At 65.0% G+C, this 22,200-nt stretch carries 20 protein-coding genes and 1 pseudogene; 6 read left to right on the forward strand and 15 right to left on the reverse strand.

Annotation, left to right across the window (positions count from 1 at the left end; translation table 11 throughout):
- The first annotated feature begins 32 nt into the window (after positions 1-32).
- The 5 genes from FNL56_RS00885 to trxA all read left to right on the forward strand — a co-directional run bounded on the left by FNL56_RS00885 (position 33) and on the right by trxA (position 8,381).
- The gene (locus FNL56_RS00885; RefSeq protein WP_143571215.1) at positions 33-353 is read left to right on the forward strand and encodes a PilZ domain-containing protein; all 321 of its coding nucleotides are present in this window, start codon (positions 33-35) and stop codon (positions 351-353) included.
- A 137-nt stretch (positions 354-490) separates the two neighbouring features.
- On the forward strand, positions 491-1,213 hold the full coding sequence (locus tag FNL56_RS00890; protein WP_143571216.1) for a nucleotidyltransferase family protein: 723 nt from the start codon (positions 491-493) through the stop codon (positions 1,211-1,213).
- Positions 1,214-1,338: 125 nt separating this feature from the next.
- On the forward strand, positions 1,339-4,485 hold the full coding sequence (addB, locus tag FNL56_RS00895) for a double-strand break repair protein AddB (RefSeq protein ID WP_143581723.1): 3,147 nt from the start codon (positions 1,339-1,341) through the stop codon (positions 4,483-4,485).
- Complete coding sequence (addA, locus tag FNL56_RS00900; RefSeq protein ID WP_143571218.1) at positions 4,482-7,964, forward strand: double-strand break repair helicase AddA; 3,483 nt, start codon at positions 4,482-4,484, stop codon at positions 7,962-7,964. The genes addB and addA overlap by 4 nt, the downstream gene beginning before the upstream one ends.
- A 96-nt stretch (positions 7,965-8,060) precedes the next feature.
- Positions 8,061-8,381 (forward strand): thioredoxin, encoded by a 321-nt coding sequence (gene trxA / locus FNL56_RS00905; RefSeq protein WP_143571219.1) that lies wholly within the window; start codon positions 8,061-8,063, stop codon positions 8,379-8,381.
- A 238-nt stretch (positions 8,382-8,619) separates the two neighbouring features.
- Here the strand turns inward: trxA and FNL56_RS00910 are convergent, their stop codons facing one another.
- The 15 genes and pseudogenes from FNL56_RS00910 to aroA form a co-directional block, all read right to left on the reverse strand.
- Positions 8,620-9,360, reverse strand: a complete 741-nt coding sequence (locus FNL56_RS00910) for a metallophosphoesterase family protein (RefSeq protein WP_143571220.1) — start codon at positions 9,358-9,360, stop codon at positions 8,620-8,622.
- Between the two features lie 14 nt (positions 9,361-9,374).
- Positions 9,375-10,697: a bifunctional folylpolyglutamate synthase/dihydrofolate synthase gene (locus tag FNL56_RS00915; RefSeq protein WP_143575971.1), complete on the reverse strand. Its 1,323-nt coding sequence runs from the start codon at positions 10,695-10,697 to the stop codon at positions 9,375-9,377.
- 2 nt (positions 10,698-10,699) lie between these two features.
- Positions 10,700-11,632 (reverse strand): acetyl-CoA carboxylase, carboxyltransferase subunit beta, encoded by a 933-nt coding sequence (accD, locus tag FNL56_RS00920; RefSeq protein WP_143571221.1) that lies wholly within the window; start codon positions 11,630-11,632, stop codon positions 10,700-10,702.
- Positions 11,633-11,733: 101 nt separating this feature from the next.
- Positions 11,734-12,570, reverse strand: coding sequence for a tryptophan synthase subunit alpha (trpA, locus tag FNL56_RS00925; RefSeq protein ID WP_143571222.1), 837 nt, complete (start codon positions 12,568-12,570; stop codon positions 11,734-11,736).
- Entirely contained in the window at positions 12,567-13,787 is a 1,221-nt protein-coding gene (gene trpB / locus FNL56_RS00930; RefSeq protein WP_143571223.1) for a tryptophan synthase subunit beta, read from the reverse strand. The genes trpA and trpB overlap by 4 nt, the downstream gene beginning before the upstream one ends.
- The gene (locus FNL56_RS00935) at positions 13,787-14,443 is read right to left on the reverse strand and encodes a phosphoribosylanthranilate isomerase (RefSeq protein WP_143571224.1); all 657 of its coding nucleotides are present in this window, start codon (positions 14,441-14,443) and stop codon (positions 13,787-13,789) included. Before FNL56_RS00935 ends, trpB begins: the two co-directional genes overlap by 1 nt.
- Positions 14,444-14,495: 52 nt before the next feature.
- Complete coding sequence (locus FNL56_RS00940; protein WP_143571225.1) at positions 14,496-14,897, reverse strand: LapA family protein; 402 nt, start codon at positions 14,895-14,897, stop codon at positions 14,496-14,498.
- A 31-nt stretch (positions 14,898-14,928) separates the two neighbouring features.
- A complete protein-coding gene (locus FNL56_RS00945; protein ID WP_143571226.1) occupies positions 14,929-15,234 on the reverse strand; it encodes an integration host factor subunit beta in 306 nt (101 codons plus the stop codon).
- Positions 15,235-15,399: 165 nt separating this feature from the next.
- Entirely contained in the window at positions 15,400-16,371 is a 972-nt protein-coding gene (gene sppA, locus FNL56_RS00950) for a signal peptide peptidase SppA (RefSeq protein WP_143571227.1), read from the reverse strand.
- Between the two features lie 290 nt (positions 16,372-16,661).
- A complete protein-coding gene (rpsA, locus tag FNL56_RS00955; protein WP_143571228.1) occupies positions 16,662-18,362 on the reverse strand; it encodes a 30S ribosomal protein S1 in 1,701 nt (566 codons plus the stop codon).
- Positions 18,363-18,597: 235 nt separating this feature from the next.
- A pseudogene (locus tag FNL56_RS00960) lies at positions 18,598-18,699 on the reverse strand (cytidylate kinase); the annotation flags it as partial.
- Positions 18,700-18,709: 10 nt separating this feature from the next.
- A complete protein-coding gene (locus tag FNL56_RS27515) occupies positions 18,710-19,210 on the reverse strand; it encodes a hypothetical protein (RefSeq protein ID WP_168202806.1) in 501 nt (166 codons plus the stop codon).
- Positions 19,197-19,508, reverse strand: a complete 312-nt coding sequence (locus tag FNL56_RS00965) for a hypothetical protein (RefSeq protein WP_143571229.1) — start codon at positions 19,506-19,508, stop codon at positions 19,197-19,199. Before FNL56_RS00965 ends, FNL56_RS27515 begins: the two co-directional genes overlap by 14 nt.
- Positions 19,509-19,539: 31 nt before the next feature.
- Complete coding sequence (cmk, locus tag FNL56_RS00970; protein WP_143571230.1) at positions 19,540-20,178, reverse strand: (d)CMP kinase; 639 nt, start codon at positions 20,176-20,178, stop codon at positions 19,540-19,542.
- 77 nt (positions 20,179-20,255) lie between these two features.
- On the reverse strand, positions 20,256-21,617 hold the full coding sequence (gene aroA, locus FNL56_RS00975) for a 3-phosphoshikimate 1-carboxyvinyltransferase (protein WP_441351262.1): 1,362 nt from the start codon (positions 21,615-21,617) through the stop codon (positions 20,256-20,258).
- Positions 21,618-21,754: 137 nt separating this feature from the next.
- Here aroA and FNL56_RS00980 point away from each other — a divergent pair, with 137 nt between their 5' ends.
- Positions 21,755-22,180 (forward strand): TIGR02300 family protein, encoded by a 426-nt coding sequence (locus FNL56_RS00980; RefSeq protein ID WP_143571231.1) that lies wholly within the window; start codon positions 21,755-21,757, stop codon positions 22,178-22,180.
- Positions 22,181-22,200 lie beyond the last annotated feature (20 nt).

Genomic DNA, 22,200 nt, shown 5'->3' on the forward strand with positions numbered 1-22,200 from the left:
CGGGCGGCTTTGTATCGGGATGGTCAGCGGCAATGGCGGTGGAACGGCGCAAAGGCGAACGGGTGGTGTTCGAGCGCGGCTTTCCCGCGCATATAATGGGCATCGACGGCACCTGGCGCCGCGCCTGCATCATGGAAGACATCTCCGAAACCGGCGCCAAACTGACGGTGGCAAGCTCGGTCGAAGGCCTGCATCTGAAAGAATTTTTCCTGCTGCTGTCCTCGACTGGCTTGGCCTATCGGCGTTGCGAACTGGCCTGGGTCAATGGCGACCAGATCGGCGTCAATTTCCTGAAACCTTCCGAGAAAAAGAAGATGGCCGCGCGACGGCCGGAGAACCAGGACGCCGTCTGAAAGCGGCGGGAGGGAACAAGCGCGTCGCGCCTTTGTCATGCCAGAACCCTATGGCTGGATCGTTTAGGCCATCGTGCCCGCCCTGTGCTAGATTCGCTGATGTTTGAACCCGATTATCCCGCCGAGACCGTTTCATTATGCCCGTGACCCCCACCCAAGCGATGGTCCTTGCCGCCGGCCTCGGCCTGCGGATGCGACCGCTCACCGATCACATGCCCAAGCCGCTGGTGAAGGTCGCGGGATCAGCCCTGCTCGACCATGTGCTCGACAAGCTGGCCGACGCCGGCGTGACGAATGCGGTCGTCAACGTGCACTATCTCGGCGAGCAGATCATCGACCATGTCGCGGCACGCTCACAGCCGAAGGTGACGATTTCCGACGAGCGCGACCAGGTGCTCGGCACCGGCGGGGCTGTCGTCAAGGCGCTGCCTCTGCTGGGCCAGGCGCCGTTCTATCACCTCAACGCCGATACGATGTGGATCGACGGCGTGCGGCCGAACCTTTCGCGCCTCGCCGAGGCGTTCGATCCCGAAACCATGGACGCATTGCTGCTGATGGCGCCGACCGCCGACAGCATCGGCTATGGCGGCACCGGCGACTACGCGATGCTGCCGAACGGCGCGCTGCGCCGCCGCAAGGAAGCCCAGGTGGTGCCGTTCGTCTATGCCGGCGTCGCGATCCTGTCGCCGGCACTGTTCGTGGACGCGCCCGCCGGGGAATTCTCGCTGACCAAACTGTTCGACCGCGCCAACGAGCAGGAACGCCTGTTCGGCCTGCGCATGGACGGTTTGTGGATGCACGTCGGCACGCCGGATGCGGTACAGGCCGCTGAAGAAGCGTTTTTGGCCAGCGTGGCGTGAAGAGCTAACCCGAACTCGACTCGATCGACGACGCGCTGACACCTCTCCCCACCGGGGAGAGGTAAGAACTCCCGTCACCCTGCTACCCGTGTCATGATACAGCCTGACCGCGAATCAGGGGTTTCATGCGCGTATTCACCATTCCCGCCTCAAGCCCGTTCCTGCGCACGCTGATCACCGCGCTGGTCGATGGCCGGCTGGTCGATGGCTTTGCCCCGCGCGCGCAGCCGGAACTGCTGGCTGGTGCCACGCTGTATCTACCCACGCGCCGCGCCGGGCGCATGGCGCGCGAGATCTTTCTCGACGTGCTCGACACCGACGCCGTGGTGCTGCCGCGCATCGTCACCTTCAACGACATCGACGAAGACGAGATCGAATTCGCGCAGGAAGCGCCGCAGACCCGGTTCGCCGAACTCGACGCGCTGCCCGCGCTCGACGGCCTGCCGCGCCGCCTGCTGCTGGCGCAGCTAATCGCGGCCTGGGCGAAGCGCATCACGCCCGACAATCCCGCACAGGCGCCGCTGGTGGTCGGCGGCCCGGCCTCGACGCTGAAGCTCGCCGATGATCTCGCGCGGCTGATGGACGACATGGTGACGCGCAAGGTCGACTGGGCGGCGCTCGACGGCCTCGTGCCCGACGCGCTCGACCGCTACTGGCAGCTGACGCTGCAGTTCCTCAACATCGCCCGCGAAGTCTGGCCGGACATCCTGAAGGCCGACGGCAAGATCGAGCCCGCAGCGCGGCGCGACATCCTGATCGAAGCGGAAGCCGCGCGGTTGACGGCGCATCATCAGGGGCCGGTGATCGCCGCCGGCTCGACCGGCTCGATGCCGGCGACCGCCAAGTTTCTGCGCGCCATCGCCGACCTGCCGAACGGCGCCGTGGTGCTACCGGGGCTGGACACCGATCTAGATGATGCCGCGTGGCAGTTGATCGGCGGCTCCGACGACGCGCCGCCCTCGTCGAATCATCCGCAATTCGCGATGCACGGCCTGCTCGTCCGCTTCGGTATCAAGCGGAGCGACGTCGAAATTCTCGGCGCTGCATCCGGCCGAGAGTTGCTGGCCTCCGAACTGATGCGGCCATCCAATGCGACCGCACAATGGCACAAGCGGCTCGCCGAACCGGCCGTCGCGCAGGCGATCGACAGCGGCATGACGAGGCTCGCGGTGATCGCCGCCGCCAACCCCGAAATGGAAGCACTGGCGATCGCGGTGGCGATGCGCGAGGCGCGCGAACTCGACCTTTCCGCCGCGCTGGTGACGCCCGATCGCGCGCTGGCGCGCCGCGTGATGGCCGCACTCGGGCGCTGGAATCTGGAGTTCGACGATTCCGGCGGCGACGCCCTGATGGATACGCCGCATGGCATTTTCGCGCGCCTCGCCGCGGAAGCCGCCGCCGAAGGGCTGCAGCCCGCGACCCTGCTGGCGCTGCTGAAGCATCCGCTGCTGCGGCTCGGCCGGGCCGCCGATGGCTGGCGCCACGAGATCCAGACGCTGGAAATGGCGCTGCTGCGCGGCACCCGCCCGGAAGCGCAGAGCGCAGGCCTGGCGCAGGATTTTGCGCGCTATCGTCATGAACTCGCCGAGTTGAAAGGCGGTCGTCCCTCCGCGCTGCACCCGTCCGAGCCGCGCGCCAGACTCAATGACCAGCGACTCGACGACGCGCAGCAGTTGATCGCGCAGTTGCGGGCCGCGCTGGCGCCGCTGGAAAACCTCGACCGCTTCAAGCCGCACGACTTTGCCGAGCTTGCCGCTCGGCATCAGGCCGTGATCGCGACGCTGTCGCGCATCGACGCCGAACTCGCCGTCGCGTTCGACGGCCATCAGGGCATCGCCCTGACCCGCGCCTTCGACGAACTGCTCGGCGATCGCGCCGACGACAAGATCACGCAGAGCGGCCTGATGGTGCCGCTCAACGACTACGCCGAAGTGTTCCACACCGCGTTCGGCGACAAGACCGTGCGGCGGCCGGAAGTCGCCCACGCAAGACTGCGGATCTACGGCCCGCTCGAAGCGCGGCTGACGCAGAACGACCGCATCATTATCGGCGGGCTCGTCGAAGGCATCTGGCCGCCGGCGCCGCGGATCGACCCGTGGCTGAGCCGGCCGATGCGTCACGAACTCAAGCTCGATCTGCCGGAGCGCCGCATCGGCCTGTCCGCGCATGACTTCGCGCAATTGCTCGGCGCAAACGACGTGATCCTCAGCCATGCCGCCAAGGTCGGCGGCGCGCCGGCGGTGGCGTCGCGCTTCCTGCACCGGCTGGAAGCCGTCGCCGGCCAGCACCGCTGGGACGCCGCGGTGAAAGCCGGTGAGAAATATATCGACCACGCCAATGAGCTCGACCGCCCGGCGACCGTCACGCCGATTGCGCAGCCTTCGCCAAGGCCGCCGCGCGCGGCACGGCCGCTGAAGCTGTCGGTCACAGCGATCGAGGACTGGCTGCGCGATCCCTATACGATCTACGCGAAATACATCTTGCGGCTGGCGCCGCTCGACCCCGTCGACATGCCCCTGTCGGCCGCCGACAGGGGATCGGCGATCCACAATGCGCTCGGCGATTTCACGGAAAGATTCAGTGCCGCTTTGCCCGAGCATCCCGCGCGCGAATTGCGCGAGATCGGCCGCAAGCACTTTTTGCCGCTGATGACGCGGCCGGAGGCGCAGGCGCTCTGGTGGCCGCGTTTCCTGCGCATTGCCGACTGGTTCGCCAACTGGGAAATCGAGCGGCGCGGCGACGTCTCCGGCATCATCGCCGAGCAGCAAGGCAAGATCCAGATCCCGCTCGACAGCGGCCGGATCTTCGAACTCTCGGCGCGCGCCGACCGCATCGAGCGTCGCGCCGACCGCACCTTTGCGATCCTCGACTACAAGACCGGCCAGCCGCCGACCGGCAAGCAGGTCCGCATGGGCCTGTCGCCGCAGCTGACGCTGGAAGCCGCGATCCTGCGCGAGGGCGGCTTCGATACCATTCCGGCCGGATCCTCGGTGAGCGAACTCACTTACGTGCGGCTCAGCGGCAACAATCCGCCCGGCGAAGAGAAGATTCTTGAGTTGAAGATCGAGCGCAAGGACGAGGCGCAATTTCCCGACGACGCCGCAATCGAGGCGCGGCAGAAGCTGGAAACGCTGATCCTGAAATTCGAGGACGAGACCACGCCATACAATTCGCTAAGTCTCTCGATGTGGTCGAACCGCTACGGCAGCTATGACGATCTGGCGCGGATCAAGGAATGGTCGGCCGCCGGCGATGCGGGAGCGGAATCATGAGCGGCCCACGCCTCATTCCCGACGAAGCGCGACTGAAGCAGACCCGCGCGTCCGATCCCACCGCTTCGGTGTTCGTTTCGGCGAATGCCGGCTCCGGCAAGACCTATGTGCTGGTCAACCGCGTGATCCGGCTGCTGCTCGCCAACGTGCCGCCGGAAAAGATACTCTGCGTCACCTTCACCAAGGCCGCAGCCGCCAACATGGCCGAGCGCGTGTTCACCACGCTCGGCCACTGGGTGACGCTGAAAGACGACGAACTCGACACCGCGATCCGCAACGCCGGCATCCCGAACCCGAATGAAAAATTGCGGATGCGGGCGCGCGAATTGTTTGCCTGCGCGCTGGAGACGCCGGGCGGACTGAAGGTGCAGACCATCCATGCGCTGTGCACGCGGCTGCTGCAGCAGTTTCCGTTTGAGGCCAATGTGCCGGCACGGTTCAGCGTGCTCGACGACCGCGACCAGAACGAAATGATGGAAAGGGGCTCGCTGGCGGTACTGCTGAAGGCCGCCGCCGATCCCGACAGTGCGGAGGGCCGCGCTCTCGCGCTGGCCATGACGTCCGCCGCCGACGTCACCTTCCGCGACGTGGTGCGCGAGGCGTCCTTGAACCGCGACCAGTTTTTGGCCTGGACGGGACGCGCCGGCAGCACGGAGGCCGCGATGGCGCAGCTCTCCGCCGCGCTCGGCGTCACGCCGAATGACACGTCCGCGGCGATCGAGCTCGAAATGGTCGACGGCCCGCATCTGCCGCAGCGGCGCTGGAAGGAAGCGGCGGAGGTTTTCGCCACCGGTACCAAGACCGACAATGACCAGGCCGACCGGCTGCGCGAGGCGCTGGACCTCAACGGCAGCACGCAGGTCGACAAGTACCTGCAGGTGTTCTTCACCGGCACGATGGAGCCGCGCAAGGCGCTGGCGACCAAGAAGATCGTCGAAGCCCATCCCGGCCTCACATATTCCTTGAAGAGCGAATGCGAGCGCTTGAGCGCGCTGCTGGCGCGCCGCCGCGCCGTGCTGATGCGCGACCGTACGCGAGCGCTGCTGGTGATCGCCGGTGGCGTCGCCGCCAGCTACGCGCGCGAAAAACAGGAGCGCGGCCTGCTCGATTACGACGACCTGATCGACAAGACGCTGTCCATGCTCGACAACGTCTCGTCCGCCTGGGTGCATTACAAGCTCGACCGCGGCGTCGACCATGTGCTGATCGACGAGGCGCAGGACACCAGCCCGCGGCAGTGGGACATCGTCACCCATCTGATCTCGGAATTCACCTCCGGCGAAGGCGCGCGCGACGGCACCAAGCGCACCATCTTCGCGGTCGGCGACGAGAAGCAGTCGATCTTCTCGTTCCAGGGCGCCGCCCCCCGCGAATTCGACGAGCGCCGCCGCGCGCTGGAGAGCCGCTTCAAGGGCGCCGGCCACACTTTCGATCCCGTCGCCTTCACCTATTCGTTCCGCTCCGGGGCGGCGATCCTGCAATCGGTCGACCACGTCTTTCGCGACGAAACGATCTATCGCAGCATCCACAATGTCGGCGCCTATCCAGTGCACCAATCCTTGGACGATGCCGGCCCGAGCCTGATCGACCTGTGGGAATTGCAGGAGCCGGAAAAGCGCGACGCGATCGAGGGCTGGCAGGCGCCGTTCGACAACGTCGCCGAGACCAGCCCCGAAGTTCAGCTCGCGCGACGCGTACAGGCCGAGATCAAAACACTGATCGCCGACGGTACGCCGACCGGCCCGAAGGGCCGGCGTCGCGCGTTGCGCTATGGCGACGTGCTGGTGCTGGTGCGGCGCCGCGGCAAGGCGTTCAACGCCATCATCCAGGCGCTGAAACACGCCGGCATTCCGGTCGCCGGCGCGGACCGGCTGAAGCTCACCGAGCACATCGCGATCATCGACCTGATGCATCTCGCCGACGCGCTGCTGCTGCCGCAGGACGATCTGGCGCTCGCGGTAGCGCTGAAGAGCCCGCTGTTCGGGCTCGACGATGACGATCTGTTCAAGCTGGCTTACCAGCGCCAGAGCACGCTTCGCGCCGCGCTGGATAAACAGGCCGAGGGCGATGCGAAACTCACCGGCGCGCTGACGCGGCTGCAGGAATGCGAGCGCCGCGTCTTTGCCGAGACGCCGTTCGCCTTCTACGCCTGGCTGCTTGGCGGCGATGGCGGCCGCGCGCACATGCTGCGCCGGCTCGGCCATGAGGCCAATGACGCGCTCGACGAATTCCTCGAACTGGCGCTGGGCTTTGAGCAGAAGGCGCCGGCGTCCTTGCAGGGCTTCATCGCCTGGCTGCGCGCCGCCGATACCGAGGTGAAGCGCGACATGGAGATCACGCGCGACGAAGTCCGCGTGATGACCGTGCACGGCGCCAAGGGACTGGAAGCGCCGGTCGTGTTCCTGGTCGATACGACATCGTCGCCCTCCGACACCCAGCGGCTCAATCTGATCCATTTGCCACAGGGCAACGCGGCGCCGCAGGGGCCGGGCGTGGTGGTATGGGCCGGTCGCAAGGGCGACGATCCGCCCGTTGTCGCCGAGGCGCGCGCCAAAATGGTCGGCGAGACCGAGGATGAATATCGCCGCCTGCTCTATGTCGCGATGACCCGCGCCGCCGACCGGCTGATCGTCGGCGGCTGCATGCCCGGCAATCGCAACGAGGTCCGGCCGCTCAGTTGGTACGACCTGATCCTCAAGGGGCTGGAGAATTCCGGCCTGCAGATGCAGAACGTGCCGCCGCCGGACGGCGTGGTGAAGCGCTATACGAGGCTTGAGGACGGCGTGCCGGAAGCGGCTGTGGCCTCAACGCCCGAAGCGGTCGCGCCGGTCGCGTTGCCGCCTTGGCTACGGCTGTCGGTGCCCGCGTCACCGCGCCGGCAAAACTTTCTGCGGCCATCCGATCCCGCCGACGACGACCATGGCATGCGCCCCGGCGAATCGGACGCCGACCGCGCCCGTGCGCGGCAGCGCGGCACGCTGGTGCACCGGCTGCTGCAATCGCTGCCCGATCTCGTAGCCGAACGCCGGCTGGAGGCGGCGGCGCGCTATCTGGCCCGCAACGCCGGCACCTGGAGCGATGCCGACCGCGACGCGCTGGCCGCGCGGGTGCTGGGGCTGATCGGCGATCCCCGCTTTGCCGACCTCTTTGCGCCCGGCAGCCGCGCCGAGGTCTCGATCGTCGGCCGGCTGACGCGCCACGGCGAGCCGGTCACCGTGTCCGGCCAGATCGACCGGCTGGTGGTGACGCCCAAAGAGGTCTGGATCGTCGACTACAAGACCAACCACGCCCCGCCGCGGCGGGCGGACGAGGCGCCGGACGCCTATGTCCGGCAGCTCGGGCTATATCGCGCGGTGCTGGCGAAATTATACAAGGCAAAGCCCGTCCGCGCCGCGCTGCTCTGGACCGAAACCCCTGAAATCATGGAACTTTCCGCACCTGCGCTGGACGCAGCGCTGGCCGGCATCATCTCGCAGTGAGCGCGCCTTGACCCGGCCGGGGTGCGTTCATAGGTTGGATGGCATCGTCCCAGCGCGATTCTTTCGGCGCTTTCTCCAGACATCACGAGGACCATCATGGCCGTTGGCAAGGTTTCAGACGCCGATTTCGAAGCGGAAGTGCTCAAGGCGACCGGCCCGGTGGTCGTCGATTTCTGGGCCGAATGGTGCGGCCCCTGCCGCATGATCGCGCCGGCGCTGGACGAGATTTCCACCGCTTTGGGCGACAAGGTCACCATCCTGAAGCTGAATGTCGACGAGAACCCGAAGACCGCCTCGAAGTATGGCGTGATGTCGATCCCGACGCTGATGATCTTCAAGGACGGCGAGATGGCCTCGCGCCAGGTCGGCGCCGCGCCGAAGCAGAAGCTGCAACAGTGGATCACCGCCGCAACCTGATGCGTTCGGTTGGATCGTGATTTTAACGGCCGGTGACCATGTCACCGGCCGTTTTGTTTGTTCACCTCTCCCCTCTAGCGAAGCTTCGCTTCGCGCGGGGGAGAGGTCGACCGGCGAAGCCGGGCGGGTGACGGGGCTATGCTCCACAGATAGTCCGGAACCCCTCACCCGGATGTACTCGCTGCGCTCGCACATCCGACCTCTCCCTACGGGAGAGGTGAACAGCGCGCCGCCGCCCCTATCTGATCCAACCCGTCGCCAGCGCGCTGGCCCAGTCGTCGCGGCCGTTGGCGCAAGCGAGATCGGCCATCGCCTGGTTGACATACGGCACCTGACGATACGTCACCTGCCAGGCGTCGCCGCGCTGCTCGAGGATCGCGTAAGCCGCGTCCGGCGTGCCGGTCTCCACCGCATGCGGATACGGTGCTATGTCGCGATAGCCGGGGCCGCCGACGCTGCCGGGATTGACGATCATCCTTCCGTCGCGAAGTTTCACCGTGCGCGGGATATGCGAATGCGCGCACAGGATCAGCGACTGCGCGATGCCGTGGGCCTTTGCCTCGATCGCCTCGATCGCCGCCATGTGTACCACGCCGTCCGGCGTCACCGCTTCCAGCCAGTAGGTGTTGTCGTCGGCCGGCGTGGCGTGACACAGATAGACGGCGTCGCGATACACGACGCTGAACGGCAGCGCGCGCAGCCAGTCGAGATGCTTTTCTTCGAGCTGGCCATGTGAGAAGCGATCCGACGGATACATGTCGTCGAGCGCATAGTCGGTTAGATAGCGATCATGGTTGCCGCGCACGCAGGGCGCGTCCATCGCCATCATGATGTCGATGGTGCGTTTTGCGTCGAGCGGGCCGCTCGCCATGTCGCCGAGATTGACGATGTCGGTGATGCCCTGCGCCTTGATATCCGCCAGCACGGCTTCCAATGCGAGATAGTTGCCGTGCACGTCGGCGATCGCAGCAAAGCGCATCGGTACTCCTGAGTTTACGTGGGCGGCGTGCCGTTGTCGGCGAGCACGTGGCCGGCCAGATACAGCGAGCCGGCAATCAGGATACGCGGCGGTACCTCATAGGCAAGCCTGGTCAGCGCGTGCAGCGCCGACGCCACATCGGCTGCGATCTCGACCCGCATGCCGAGGCTGCGCGCGGCATCGGCCAGCGCCTGCGGAGTCATGGCGCCGCTGCGCTCGGGAATCGGCACCGCGATGATATGCCGGGTGAGCCCGGCGAAATTGCCGAGAAAGCCCGCCGCATCCTTGTTGGCCATCATGCCGGTGATCACCACCAGCGGGCGCGGCACCCGCTCTTCGAGATCGCCGAGCGCTGCTGCGACGACGCGGCCGCCATCGACATTGTGGCCGCCGTCCAGCCAGATTTCGGAGTCCGGCGGCGCCATCTCCACCAGCCGGCCCATTGACAGCCGCTGCATCCGCGCCGGCCATTCGGCGCGCGCCACACCCGCCTCGAACGCGGCATGGTCGATCCTGAACAGATCGATCGCGCGCAAGGTCGCGATCGCCAGCCCGGCATTGCCGAACTGGTGGCGGCCGAACAGTTTTGGCGCGGCGAGATCCATCAACCCGCGATCGTCCTGATAGACGAGACGCCCGCGCTCGATGCTGACATGCCACTCCTGCCCGGCAAAATGCGTCGGCGCGTGCAGTTGTCGCGCGGTCTGCTCGATCACGGCGGCGGCTTCCGGTAACTGCTCGGCGGAGATCACCGGCACCCGGCGCTTGAGGATGCCGGCCTTCTCGGCCGCTATCTTCACGAGCGTGTCCCCGAGAAAATCGGTGTGGTCGATGCCAATCGGCGTCAACACGCAGGCGGCAGGCCTGTCGATGACGTTGGTCGCGTCCAGCCTTCCGCCGAGACCGGTCTCCAGCAGCACGACGTCGGCAGGATGTTTCGCAAACAGCAGGAACGCCGCGGCGGTTTCGACTTCGAACAACGTGATCGGCGCGCCGGCATTGATGCGCTCGACCTGCTGCAGCGTCGCCAGCAATTCGTCGTCGCCGACCAGCGTGCCGGCCAGGCGAATCATCTCGTTGAGGCGGACCAGAGGCGGCGAGGCGTAGACATGGACGCGCAGACCGGCGGCCTCGGCGATCGCGCGCAGATACGCGATGGTCGAGCCCTTGCCATTGGTGCCGGCGACATGGATGACCGGCGGCAGATGTCGTTCGGGGTAATCGAGTTGCGCCAGCAGCCGCGTCATGCGGTCGAGCGACAGGTCGATGGCGCGGGGGTGCAGCGCCGACAGCCGCGTCAGGATGTCACCGAGCGGCGACGGCGACGCGGCGTTCATGGTCACGCGTGAGCGGCCGGCGTTTCCGCGCTGATTTCGATCTCGGCAGGCTCATCGACCGGCGCGACGCGCGGCACGAGGTCGATCGCTGGCGACTTCGTCAGGATGCGGCACAGCCGGGCCAGCGTCGGCTTCAGGTCGTGGCGGTGCACGACCATGTCGATCATGCCGTGCTCCTTGAGATACTCCGCACGCTGGAAGCCCTCCGGCAGCTTTTCGCGGATGGTCTGCTCGATCACGCGGGCGCCGGCAAAGCCGATCAGCGCGCCGGGCTCGGCGATCTGCACGTCGCCCAGCATCGCGTAAGAGGCGGTGACACCGCCGGTGGTCGGGTTGGTCAGCACCACGATGTAGGGCAGCCCGGCATCGCGCAGCATCTGCACGCCGACGGTCGAGCGCGGCAATTGCATCAGCGACAGGATGCCTTCCTGCATCCGCGCGCCGCCGGAGGCCGCAAACACGATGCACGGCGCTTTCTTTTCGACGGCGAGCTCGAACGCCCGCACCAGCGCTTCGCCAGCCGCCATGCCGAGCGAGCCGCCCATGAAGTCGAAATCTTGCACGGCGACGACGGCGCCGGCGCCCTCGATCTTGCCGTAACCGACCTTCACCGAATCCTTCATGCTGGTCTTGGCGCGCGCATCCTTGATGCGATCGGCATATTTCCGCTCGTCGCGGAATTTCAGCGGATCGGCGGTCACTTCGGGCACCGCGATGTCGAACCAGGTCTCGTTGTCGAATATCGACTTCAGCCGCGCCACGGCGCCCATCCGCATGTGATAGTTCGAGCCGGGAATCACGAACTGGTTCTGTTCGACGTCCTTGTAGAACACCAATTGCCCGGTGTCGGGGCACTTGATCCACAAATTTTCCGGCGTTTCGCGGCGCAAAATGCTGCGAATCTTCGGCCGGACGACGTTGGTAAGCCAGTTCATCTTGTTCTCCGCGTCGCTCAGGGGGCGTCGCTAGGGTCTTGATATGGCGGCGCGGGCCGGGACCGGCAACCGCCGTGCGGGTCTATGTCGCCGAATTGGGCTTATTCTGCGGCCTGTCTGGCGCCGTGGACGCCCTCGGCGAGCGCGGCGACGAGATCGGTGACCGCGCTGACCGTGGTGGCGGTGGCCCGACCCTCGGCGTCCAGCGTGTCGTTCAACACATCGACCAGCGCCGAGCCGACCACCGCGCCATTGGCGTGCTGCGCGATGTCGTGTGCCGCCTGCGGGGTGCGGATGCCGAAGCCGACGCAGACCGGCAGATCCGTGTAGCGCTTGATTCGCGCGACGGCGGCACCAACCACCGAAGCATCCGCGCTCGCTGCGCCGGTGATGCCGGTGACGGAGACATAATAGACGAAGCCCGACGTATTCGCGAGCACCGCCGGCAGCCGCTTGTCGTCGGTGGTCGGCGTGGCCAGGCGAATGAAATTCAGCCCGGCCTTCATCGCCGGCAGACAGAGTTCGGCATCTTCCTCCGGCGGCAGGTCGACGATGATCAGGCCATCGACTCCGGCGACCTTGGCATCGACCAGGAACTTGTCGACGCCATAGATGTAGATCGGATTGTAGTAGCCCATCAGCACGATCGGCGTGACGTCGTCGCCGTTGCGGAATTCGCGGATCATCGCCAGCGTCTTGCGCAGCGTGGTGCCGGCTTTCAGCGCACGCAGGCCGGCGGCCTGGATCACCGGGCCGTCGGCCATCGGATCGGTGAACGGCATGCCTATCTCGATGATATCGGCGCCGGCCGCGGGCAGCGCCTTGATCAGCTTGAGCGAGGTGTCGAGATCGGGGTCGCCGGCCATCAGGAAGGTGACGAACGCGGCGCGTCCCTCGGCCTTCAGCGCAACAAAACGGGTATCGATGCGGGTGGTCATAGCTTCACTCCGCGCAGAATTTCCGCGACCTGCGGGATGTCCTTGTCGCCGCGGCCGGACATGTTGACGACCATCAGATGATCCTTCGGCAGCGTCGGCGCGAGATCCATCACCTTGGCGATGGCATGCGCCGGCTCCAGCGCCGGGATGATGCCCTCGAGCTTCGACAAAAGCTGGAACGCGGCCAAGGCCTCGTCGTCGGTGGCCGAGAGATAGGTGACGCGACCGCTCTCGTGCAGCCAGGAATGCTCCGGCCCGATGCCGGGGTAATCGAGGCCCGCGGAGATCGAATGGCCTTCCTGGATCTGGCCGTCCTTATCCATCAGCAGATAGGTACGGTTGCCGTGCAGCACGCCGGGGCGGCCACCGGCGATCGAGGCGGCGTGCAGCTGGGTAAGGCCGTGGCCGGCGGCTTCGACGCCGAAAATCTTGACCGTGGGATCATCGAGGAAGGGATGAAACAACCCCATCGCGTTGGAGCCGCCGCCGATGCAGGCGATCAGCGAATCCGGCAGCCGGCCTTCCACCTCCAGCATCTGCGCCTTGGTCTCGGTACCGATGATCGACTGGAAATCGCGCACCATCATTGGATAGGGATGCGGGCCCGCCACGGTGCCGATGCAATAGAAGGTGTCGCTGACATTGGTCACCCAGTCGCGCATCGCCTCGTTCATCGCGTCCTTCAGCGTGCGCGCGCCGGCCTGCACCGGCACCACCGTCGCGCCGAGCATCTCCATTCGGATCACGTTGGGCTGCTGGCGCGCGACGTCGACCGCGCCCATGAACACGATGCATTCCAGCCCGAACCGGGCGCACAGCGTCGCGGTGGCAACGCCATGCTGGCCGGCGCCGGTCTCGGCGATGATGCGCTTCTTGCCCATGCGGCGCGCAACCATGATCTGGCCAAGCACGTTATTGACCTTGTGCGAGCCGGTGTGGTTCAGCTCCTCGCGCTTGAAATAGATCTTGGCGCCGCCGAGATGGTCGGTCAGGCGTTCAGCAAAATACAGCGGCGACGGACGGCCGACATAATCCTTGAGATAGCCGTTCATCTCGGCCTGGAAGGCCGGATCGGCCTTGGCGTCGTCATAGGCCTGCTGCAGATCGAGGATCAGCGGCATCAGCGTTTCGGCCACGAAGCGGCCGCCGAAAATGCCGAAATGGCCGCCTTCATCGGGACCGGTGCGATAGGAGTTGGGCAGAGCGTTCTGGTTCATCAGGTCATCAATTCTTCGGTGACGCGCGCAGCGCGGATGAAGTCGCGGATCATGTCGGGATCCTTGATACCGGGCGTACTTTCCACGCCGGAAGAGATATCGACGCCACCGGCGCGCGTGATGCGCAACGCTTCGGCGACGTTGGAGGCATCGAGACCGCCGGACACCAGGAAGGGCAAAGCAAGATTCAGACCTTCCAGCAAGTGCCAGTCGAACGGCTCGCCGAGCCCGCCCGGACGGGACGCATCCTTCGGCGGCTTGGCATCGAACAGGATGCGGTCACATACCGCCGCGTAGCCGGGCAACGTCGCCAGGTCGGCTTTGGTTGCCACCGCAAGCGCCTTCATCACCGGCAGGCCGAACTTCTGCTTGATATCGCGGATACGCGCCACGCTCTCCTGGCCGTGCAACTGCAGGATCTGCGGTTGCAGCGCGTCGATGCTGTTGGCGAGCAGCGCGTCGTCGGCATCGACCGACAACGCCACCTTGACGGCACGGCCCTTGGCCTGCCGGCCCAGGATGCGCGCGGTATCGAGGTCGACATGGCGCGGCGAGGCTGGAAAGAACACGAAGCCGACCATGTCCGAGCCAGCCGCCAGCGCGGCGTCGAGCGTCGCCGGAGTGGAAAGGCCACAGATTTTGACGATCAGGGACATGGTGCAAATGACCGATGGCGGACACAGGATAAGGAGCGCAATTGGCCGGGTTCTACAACGTCGCGCCGGTCTTGTCTCGCTCCGAGGTGTCAAAGCCGAGACGGGCGGGAACCGGTGCTACCATACGCGGCGGCGCGTTTCGGGCGACGTTCGCCGTGTGAATGCGCAGGTCGGACAGTTCGACGCGGGTGCGGCGCGCCTCGGCCTCGTGCAGGCGGGCGGCGCGTCGCCAATGGCCCTGCCGGATCCAGGTCGCCAGACTGCCTGCGACGACGCCCATCATCGCCACCGCGATGATGATCACGAACAGCGGCAGGCTGGCGCCGACCGAAGGATTGGCGGAGTTGAACGGGTCGAACGACACCGTCACCACATGGCGGTTCGCGACCGCAAAGACGACAAAGACCACCGCGAGCGGGATCAGGATCAGGCCTGCGAAAAATTTGCGCATCATCGTCTCTCGCTTCAGCGCGACAGCACCGGCTTCACGCGCTGGCTTCGGAAGTCCCGGAGTCCTTGTTCAGCCGCTCGCGCATTTCCTTGCCGGTCTTGAAAAACGGCACGCTCTTCTGGTCGACCGGCACATGCGCGCCGGTACGCGGGTTACGGCCGGCGCGGGCCGGACGGTGCTTCACCGAAAACGCCCCGAAGCCCCGCAATTCGACCCGGTCGCCGCGCGCCAGCGCCGCCACGATCTCATCGAGGATCGCATTGACGATGTTCTCCACATCCCGCTGGTACAAATGCGGATTGTGCTCGGCGATGCGCTGGACGAGTTCGGATTTGATCATCGAGATGCTGGACTCTGTGCGGGGGGGACCATTTCCGTGAAAAAGGCGTGATCTGTCAAGACGCTAAATCAAATCGCGGGCCCGCTAAACTACGTAACAAATGCCCGGAAAAATATTTCATGCCTGCTCGCCGGATGACAACCGCACATCGTTCCCGACTTGAACTCAATTCGAACCGGCCGGCCGCCACAGCGCCAGCATACCGTCGAGGTTGAACTGCTCCAGCGCCACCCCCATGCCAAGCTGCTGCGCGATGCCATGCAGGCCCGCGGCCTGCAGCGTGACGGACGCCGCCGCGCGCAAGAAAGTGAGGTCGCCGAATTTCGGCGTCAGCTTGAAATCGTGCACCGGCAGGTCGCTCTTGACCTTCTTTTCGGCCACCAGCCAGGCCACCGCGGTCTTCTCGTCGCCGAGCTGGTCGACCAGCTTGAGATCGACCGCCTGACGGCCGGTGAAGACGCGGCCGTCGGCGACCTTCTCCAGCAGCGCGCCATCCATGCCGCGGCGGGTCTGCACCATGCCGCGAAACCAGGCGTAGGAATCCTTCACCAGCGATTCCAGCGCGGCGCGGGCTTCCGGGCTGGTCGGCTCGAAGCCGTTCGGCGAGGCTTTCAAGGGCGAGGATTTCACTTCCTCGACCTGCACGCCGACGGTCTTCATCAACCCGCTGAAATTGGGAAACTGGAACAGTACGCCGATCGACCCGACCAGCGAACTTTGCTGCGCCACAATATGATCCGACGCGATCGCCGCGATGTAGCCACCGGAGGCCGCGAGGCCCTCGACGACCACGACCATGGGCTTCTTCGCCTTCAAGCGCATCAAGGCGTCGTAGAGCTGCTCGGAGCCGGCGGTGGTGCCGCCCGGCGAATTGATATGGACGACCACGGCGGCGGCATTGGATTTCTCCAGCCGCTCCAGGGCCTCGACACGATCATTGTCGCTGCGGATCAGGCCATCGATATGGATTCGGGCGATCGACCCGGTGAAGGCCAGCGCGCTGGTCCCCGAGCGGTTGGCGACGATGCCGACGCTGACCACTGCGGCCATCGCCACCAGCACGGCGAGGGCGCGCCAGAACGTCAGCTTGCGCCGCATCCTGCGGCGATCGACGATCACATCGGTATCAAGCGACATCGAAAATCTCCCGGGACGGCTCTGGTCGTCGATAAGTCAGCGGATGGTATTTGCGGACGCAAGCTTGCCATCGCGTCACTGAATTACATCAATTGCCACGCAATATGAAGAAAACAAGGTCGCAGCCGCAAATGCGTAGCCCGGATGCAGCGCAGCGCAATCCGGGGCCGGCCAATGCGCCGAAGCGGCTCCCCCGGATTTCGCTTCGCTGCATCCGGGCTACGGTTCTCCCAACAAAAAGGGCCCCGGTTTCCCGGGGCCCCAATTGATATGACGAATAAGCCTTGAGCTTACTTGTCGGTGCGCTGCTTGAGCGCGGTGCCGAGAATGTCGCCGAGCGTCGCACCCGAGTTCGAAGACCCGTACTGCTCGATGGCTTCCTTCTCTTCCGCGACTTCGAGCGCCTTGATCGACACCTGGACCTTGCGGGCCTTCTTGTCGAACTGGATCACCCGGGCGTCGACCTTTTCGCCGACGGCGAAACGTTCGGCGCGCTGGTCGGCGCGCTCACGCGCGAGTTCCGAACGCTTAATGAAGCTGGTGAAATCGGTGTCGACGATCTGCACGTCGATGCCGGATTCCTTCACTTCGAGAACGACGCAGGTAACGACAGCGCCCTTCTTGACGTCGCCCGGCTCGGCGAAGGGGTCGCCTTCGAGCTGCTTGACGCCGAGCGAGATGCGCTCCTTCTCGACATCCACATCGAGGACGATGGCCTTGACCATGTCGCCCTTCTTGAAGTTGTCGATGACCTGCTCACCCGGCTGCTTCCAGTCGAGGTCGGAGAGATGGACCATGCCGTCCACTTCGCCGTCGAGACCCAGGAACAGGCCGAACTCGGTCTTGTTCTTGACTTCGCCTTCGACGGTGGCACCGACCGGATACTTCTCGACGAACACTTCCCACGGATTGCGCATGGTCTGCTTGAGACCGAGCGAAATGCGGCGCTTGACGGAATCGACTTCGAGAACCTGCACGTCGACTTCCTGCGAGGTCGAAACGATCTTGCCGGGGTGCATGTTCTTCTTGGTCCAGGACATCTCCGAGACGTGGATCAGGCCTTCGATGCCCGGCTCCAGTTCGACGAAGGCGCCGTAGTCCGTGATGTTGGTGACGCGACCCGAGAAGCGCGCGTTCAGCGGGTACTTGGCCTCGATGCCCTGCCACGGATCGTCGAGCAGCTGCTTCATGCCGAGCGAGATACGGTGGGTCTCGTGGTTGATCTTGATGATCTTGACCTTGACGGTCTGACCGATGGTCAGCACTTCGGTCGGGTGGTTGACGCGGCGCCATGCGATGTCGGTGACATGCAGCAGGCCGTCGATGCCGCCGAGATCCACGAACGCACCGTAGTCGGTGATGTTCTTGACGACGCCGTCAATGACCTGACCCTCTTCGAGGTTCTGGACCAGTTCCTGGCGCTGTTCGGCGCGGGTCTCTTCGAGAACCGTGCGGCGCGACACGACGATGTTGCCGCGGCGGCGATCCATCTTGAGGATCTGGAACGGCTGCGAGTTGTTCATCAGCGGAGCAACGTCGCGGATCGGGCGGATGTCGACCTGCGAACGCGGCAGGAAGGCGACTGCGCCATCCAGATCGACGGTGAAGCCACCCTTGACCTGGTTGAAGATGACGCCGTGAACCTTCTCGTTGTTGTTGAAGGCCTTCTCGAGCTTGCCCCAGCTCTCTTCGCGGCGCGCCTTGTCGCGCGACAGCACGGCTTCGCCCAGTGCGTTTTCGATCCGGTCGAGGAATACTTCGACCTCGTCGCCAACCTTGAGTTCGTTTTCGCGGCCGGGCACGGCGAATTCACGCAGCGCCACGCGGCCTTCCGTCTTCAGGCCGACGTCGATGACGGCCATGTCCTTTTCAATCGCGACGACAATGCCCTTGATGACGGAGCTTTCCTGCAGGTTGCCACCTGCGAAGGACTCGTCGAGCATCGCGGCGAAATCGTCGCGTGAAGGATTGTAAGTATCGGTCGAAGCCATTTGTTCTCCAGGTGCGGGTATGCCGGCAGTCGGGTGAAGGGGCGCCTCAAACGCGTAGTGTCGGGGGTCCGCAACCCCTAACGACCGCCCTGCGGGAAATCACAGGAACGGGCCGGCAGCATGACTGCACGCATGAGACGTTGATGATCCGGTGCCAAGGCAGTCGGCTCGAGGCCGACGTTCAAGACCAGGAGCGGGCTTTCCTCCAATGACGGCAACGGTTTAGTCTGATAATTCAAACCCGTTGCCGGCCCGCTCGGACGGCCTCGACAATGTCGATGGCGGCCCGGACGCCGCCTTCTATATCCAAATTGGAGTTATCCAGCAAGTATGCATCTGCGTCACGGTCAGCGCGGCGGGAACAAGAGGAGGCAGATGAATATTCTCCACTCGTCAGCGTCCACGCTGATGCTCTTGAACTGGGTAGCCGCATTTCGAGCTGAAGCCACGAGGCTCTTGCAATCGGAGACCCGGAAAGTCGCTATTGGGTCGTAATCAGCGTCATGACGCTTTTGCTGAAGCTCCACAACTGCTCTGGCATAATCCTTCAATTCGGCACTGAATCCCATGGCAGGGATAAACGGCCGGTATTTTCCAGGCGGCTGATCAAGCGCTTTACACAGTTCGCGGAGGTCCTTGTGGTCAATACTGCGACTGACAAGCGACCATTCGCGATGATTCCTACGGCTCTTACTTACGATAAAATCGCTAGCCGCGATGGTCGCACTATGAAAAAGGCCGTAATAGGCAGCCGAGACCGCGCGCCGGAGGTCGACTTGTTGTCCGCCGGCTTCGGCAATTAGTCGGTCTGCCTGATCGAAAAGTTGCCACGGATTAATAATCGCCATGATCTGAGGTCGCCGAAACTTCCGCAGAAAGTTCTGCTGGCGTCGCATAGTCGAGGATCGGAAACCGGGTCTCCCCGGCGGCCTGCAAGCCATTCATCAACTGTGACAATATATCAAGCGGCACCTTATTACGGAGTTTTCGAGCACTTTCGTCGCTTATGACGATGCTGACCTTGACGATGGGATCTCCGGTCCAGTCCAGCGAATCCCGGGCAGAAACCGACACGACGCTCCCCGGTGCCGTATTGGCATCGACGATCTCCCGGGTGAGGCGTTCAATCTGCGCGTGTTCTGCCATGGGATAAAGATTACGCCCTCAACTCCGAAGTTCAAGCCTTGATCCGGCCCGCCCGGACGGCTTCGACAATGTCGATGGCGGCCTGGACACCGCCTTCGATGTCCAAATTGGAGTTATCCAGCAAGTATGCATCTGCGGCTGGCTTCAAGGGCGCGGTGACGCGGTTCTGGTCGCGTTCGTCGCGGCGCAGGATGTCGGCCAGCACGGCGGCCTCGTCGGCCACCTCGCCGCGCGCCTTGGCCTCCAGCGTCCGGCGCCGGGCCCGCACGACGGGATCGGCAACGACGAAGATTTTGACGTCGGCATCCGGGCAGATCACCGTGCCGATGTCGCGACCGTCCAGCACGGCGCCCGGCGGATCCTCGGTGAAGCGACGCTGGAAGCTCAAGAGCGCCTCGCGGACCCGCGGAAAGGCCGACACCACCGAGGCGGCGTCGCCGATCTGCTGGGTTTTGAGCGCCGGATTGCCGAATTTCTCGGGATCGAGCTCCAGCGCGGTGGCGACCGCCATTTCCTCGTTCGTCAGGTCGATGCCGGAATCCAGCAACGCAAAGGCAACGGCGCGGTAGATCACGCCGGTATCGAGATGACGGTAGCCGTAATGCCGGGCCAGACGCTTGCCCAGCGTGCCTTTTCCGGATGCGGCCGGTCCGTCGATGGCGATAATCATGCGCTTGGAGCTACTCGTCTACGTTCGGTTCGGCGCGGCTTAGCACCCGGAATGCCAAATATCCACGCCGGATCGGCCTATGCGAACTCCGCGCCGAGCCGCTGCATCATCGGGATGAAATCCGGGAAACTGGTGGCGATGAAGGTGGTGTCGTCGATGGTCACCGGCTGTTCCGACGCCAGGCCCATCACCAACGCCGACATCGCGATGCGGTGGTCCATATGGGTGGCGACGAGGCCGCCGCCGGACACGCTTCCGGTGCCGTGGACGATCAGGTCGTCGCCCACGATTTCAACATTCACGCCGTTGACGCGCAGCATCGAAGCCGTCGCCTCCAGCCGGTCGGATTCCTTGACGCGCAATTCCTGCAGCCCGCGCATGACGGTGGTGCCCTGCGCGAACGACGCCGCCACTGCCAGCACCAGATATTCGTCGATCATCGAGGGCGCGCGCTCGGGCGGTACTTCGACGCCAACAAGCTTCGACGCCCGGATACGGAACGCGGCCATCGGCTCGCCGGCGTCGCCACGGATGTCGCTTTCCTCAATGGAGGCACCCATCTCGCGCAAGGTCGTGAACAGCCCGGTGCGCAGCGGATTGGTCATCACGTCGGTCAGCACGATGTCGGATCCCGGCACGATCAACGCGGCAACGATCGGGAACGCGGCCGAGGACGGATCGGCCGGCACCACGACATCGGCGCCGCGCAGCTCCGGCTGGCCGGTCAGCGTGATCTTGCGGCCGTGAACGCCTTCCTTCTCGGAGACGATCTGCGCGCCAAAATGCTTCAGCATCAGTTCGGTATGGTCGCGGCTGGCTTCGGCCTCGATCACGGTGGTCGTGCCGGGGGCGGACAGCCCCGCCAGCAGCACCGCTGACTTGATCTGGGCGGAGGCGACTGGGGTGCGGTAGACGATCGGCAGCGGGTCGCGCGCGCCCTGCAGCGTCAGCGGCAGCCGGCCACCATCCTGGCTGGCGGTGACGCGGGCGCCCATCAATTCCAGCGGATCGACGATGCGGCGCATCGGGCGGCTGCGCAACGACGCATCGCCATCGAACGTCGCCTCGATCGGGCAGCCGGCGACCGCGCCCATCACCAGCCGGCAGCCGGTGCCGGAATTGCCGAAATCCAGCGGCTGCTGCGGCGCCTTGAAGCCGCCGACGCCGACGCCGCGCACGGTCCAGGCGAATTCGCCGGTGCGTTCGACCTGCGCGCCCAGCGCCTGCATCGCTTTTGCGGTATTGAGGACGTCCTCGCCCTCCAGGAGGCCGGTGATGCGGGTCTGACCCACCGCGAGCGCGCCAAGAATCAGGGCGCGGTGCGAAATCGACTTGTCGCCGGGCACGCGCTCGCGACCCTCGAGCGCAGCGCTCTTGTGCGCCGAGAGCGGCGTGGGCACGGTCGCGGGGGTGTCGGAAGCGGCGTCTGAATGAGTCAAGATTGTGTTCCTTTGCGCGGCAGGCTCGTACCATATGGCCGGCACCGCGTCACGCCACGCGCAGAGAGCTATTGACAGCAGCGTGGCAACTAGCCAAGTGAAGCACCGTTTTTCAAAAAAATCCCTAGGATTCACACGTGGCCAAATCCGATCTCGGAACCAAGCGCATTTGCCCCACGACGGGTAAAAAATTCTACGACCTCGGCAAGACCCCGGTGATTTCGCCCTATACGGGCGAAGTGGTGCCGATTGCGCCGATCCCGCCGCCGCGCACCCGCGCCGACGCCGCCTCGCGCGCCGCAGCCGCTTCGGCTGCCGCTTCCGCGGCCGAACAGCCGGAAGTGGCGGATGCCGAGGACGAATTGGTTCCGCTCGAGGAAGCCGACGCCGAGGAAGGCACCGGCAAGAAGGCCGCCGTGCTGGAATCCGAGGACGATATCGACGCCGATGACACCATCGACGACGATGAGGACGATGATTCGACCTTCATCGCCGATGAAGAAGATGGTGATGACGACGTCACCGACATCATTGGTGACGTTTCCGGCGACGAAGAGACTTGAGCTTCGCCACGAACTGTGTT

It is taken from the genome of Tardiphaga sp. vice304 (genome assembly GCF_007018905.1).
Lineage (GTDB): Bacteria > Pseudomonadota > Alphaproteobacteria > Rhizobiales > Xanthobacteraceae > Tardiphaga.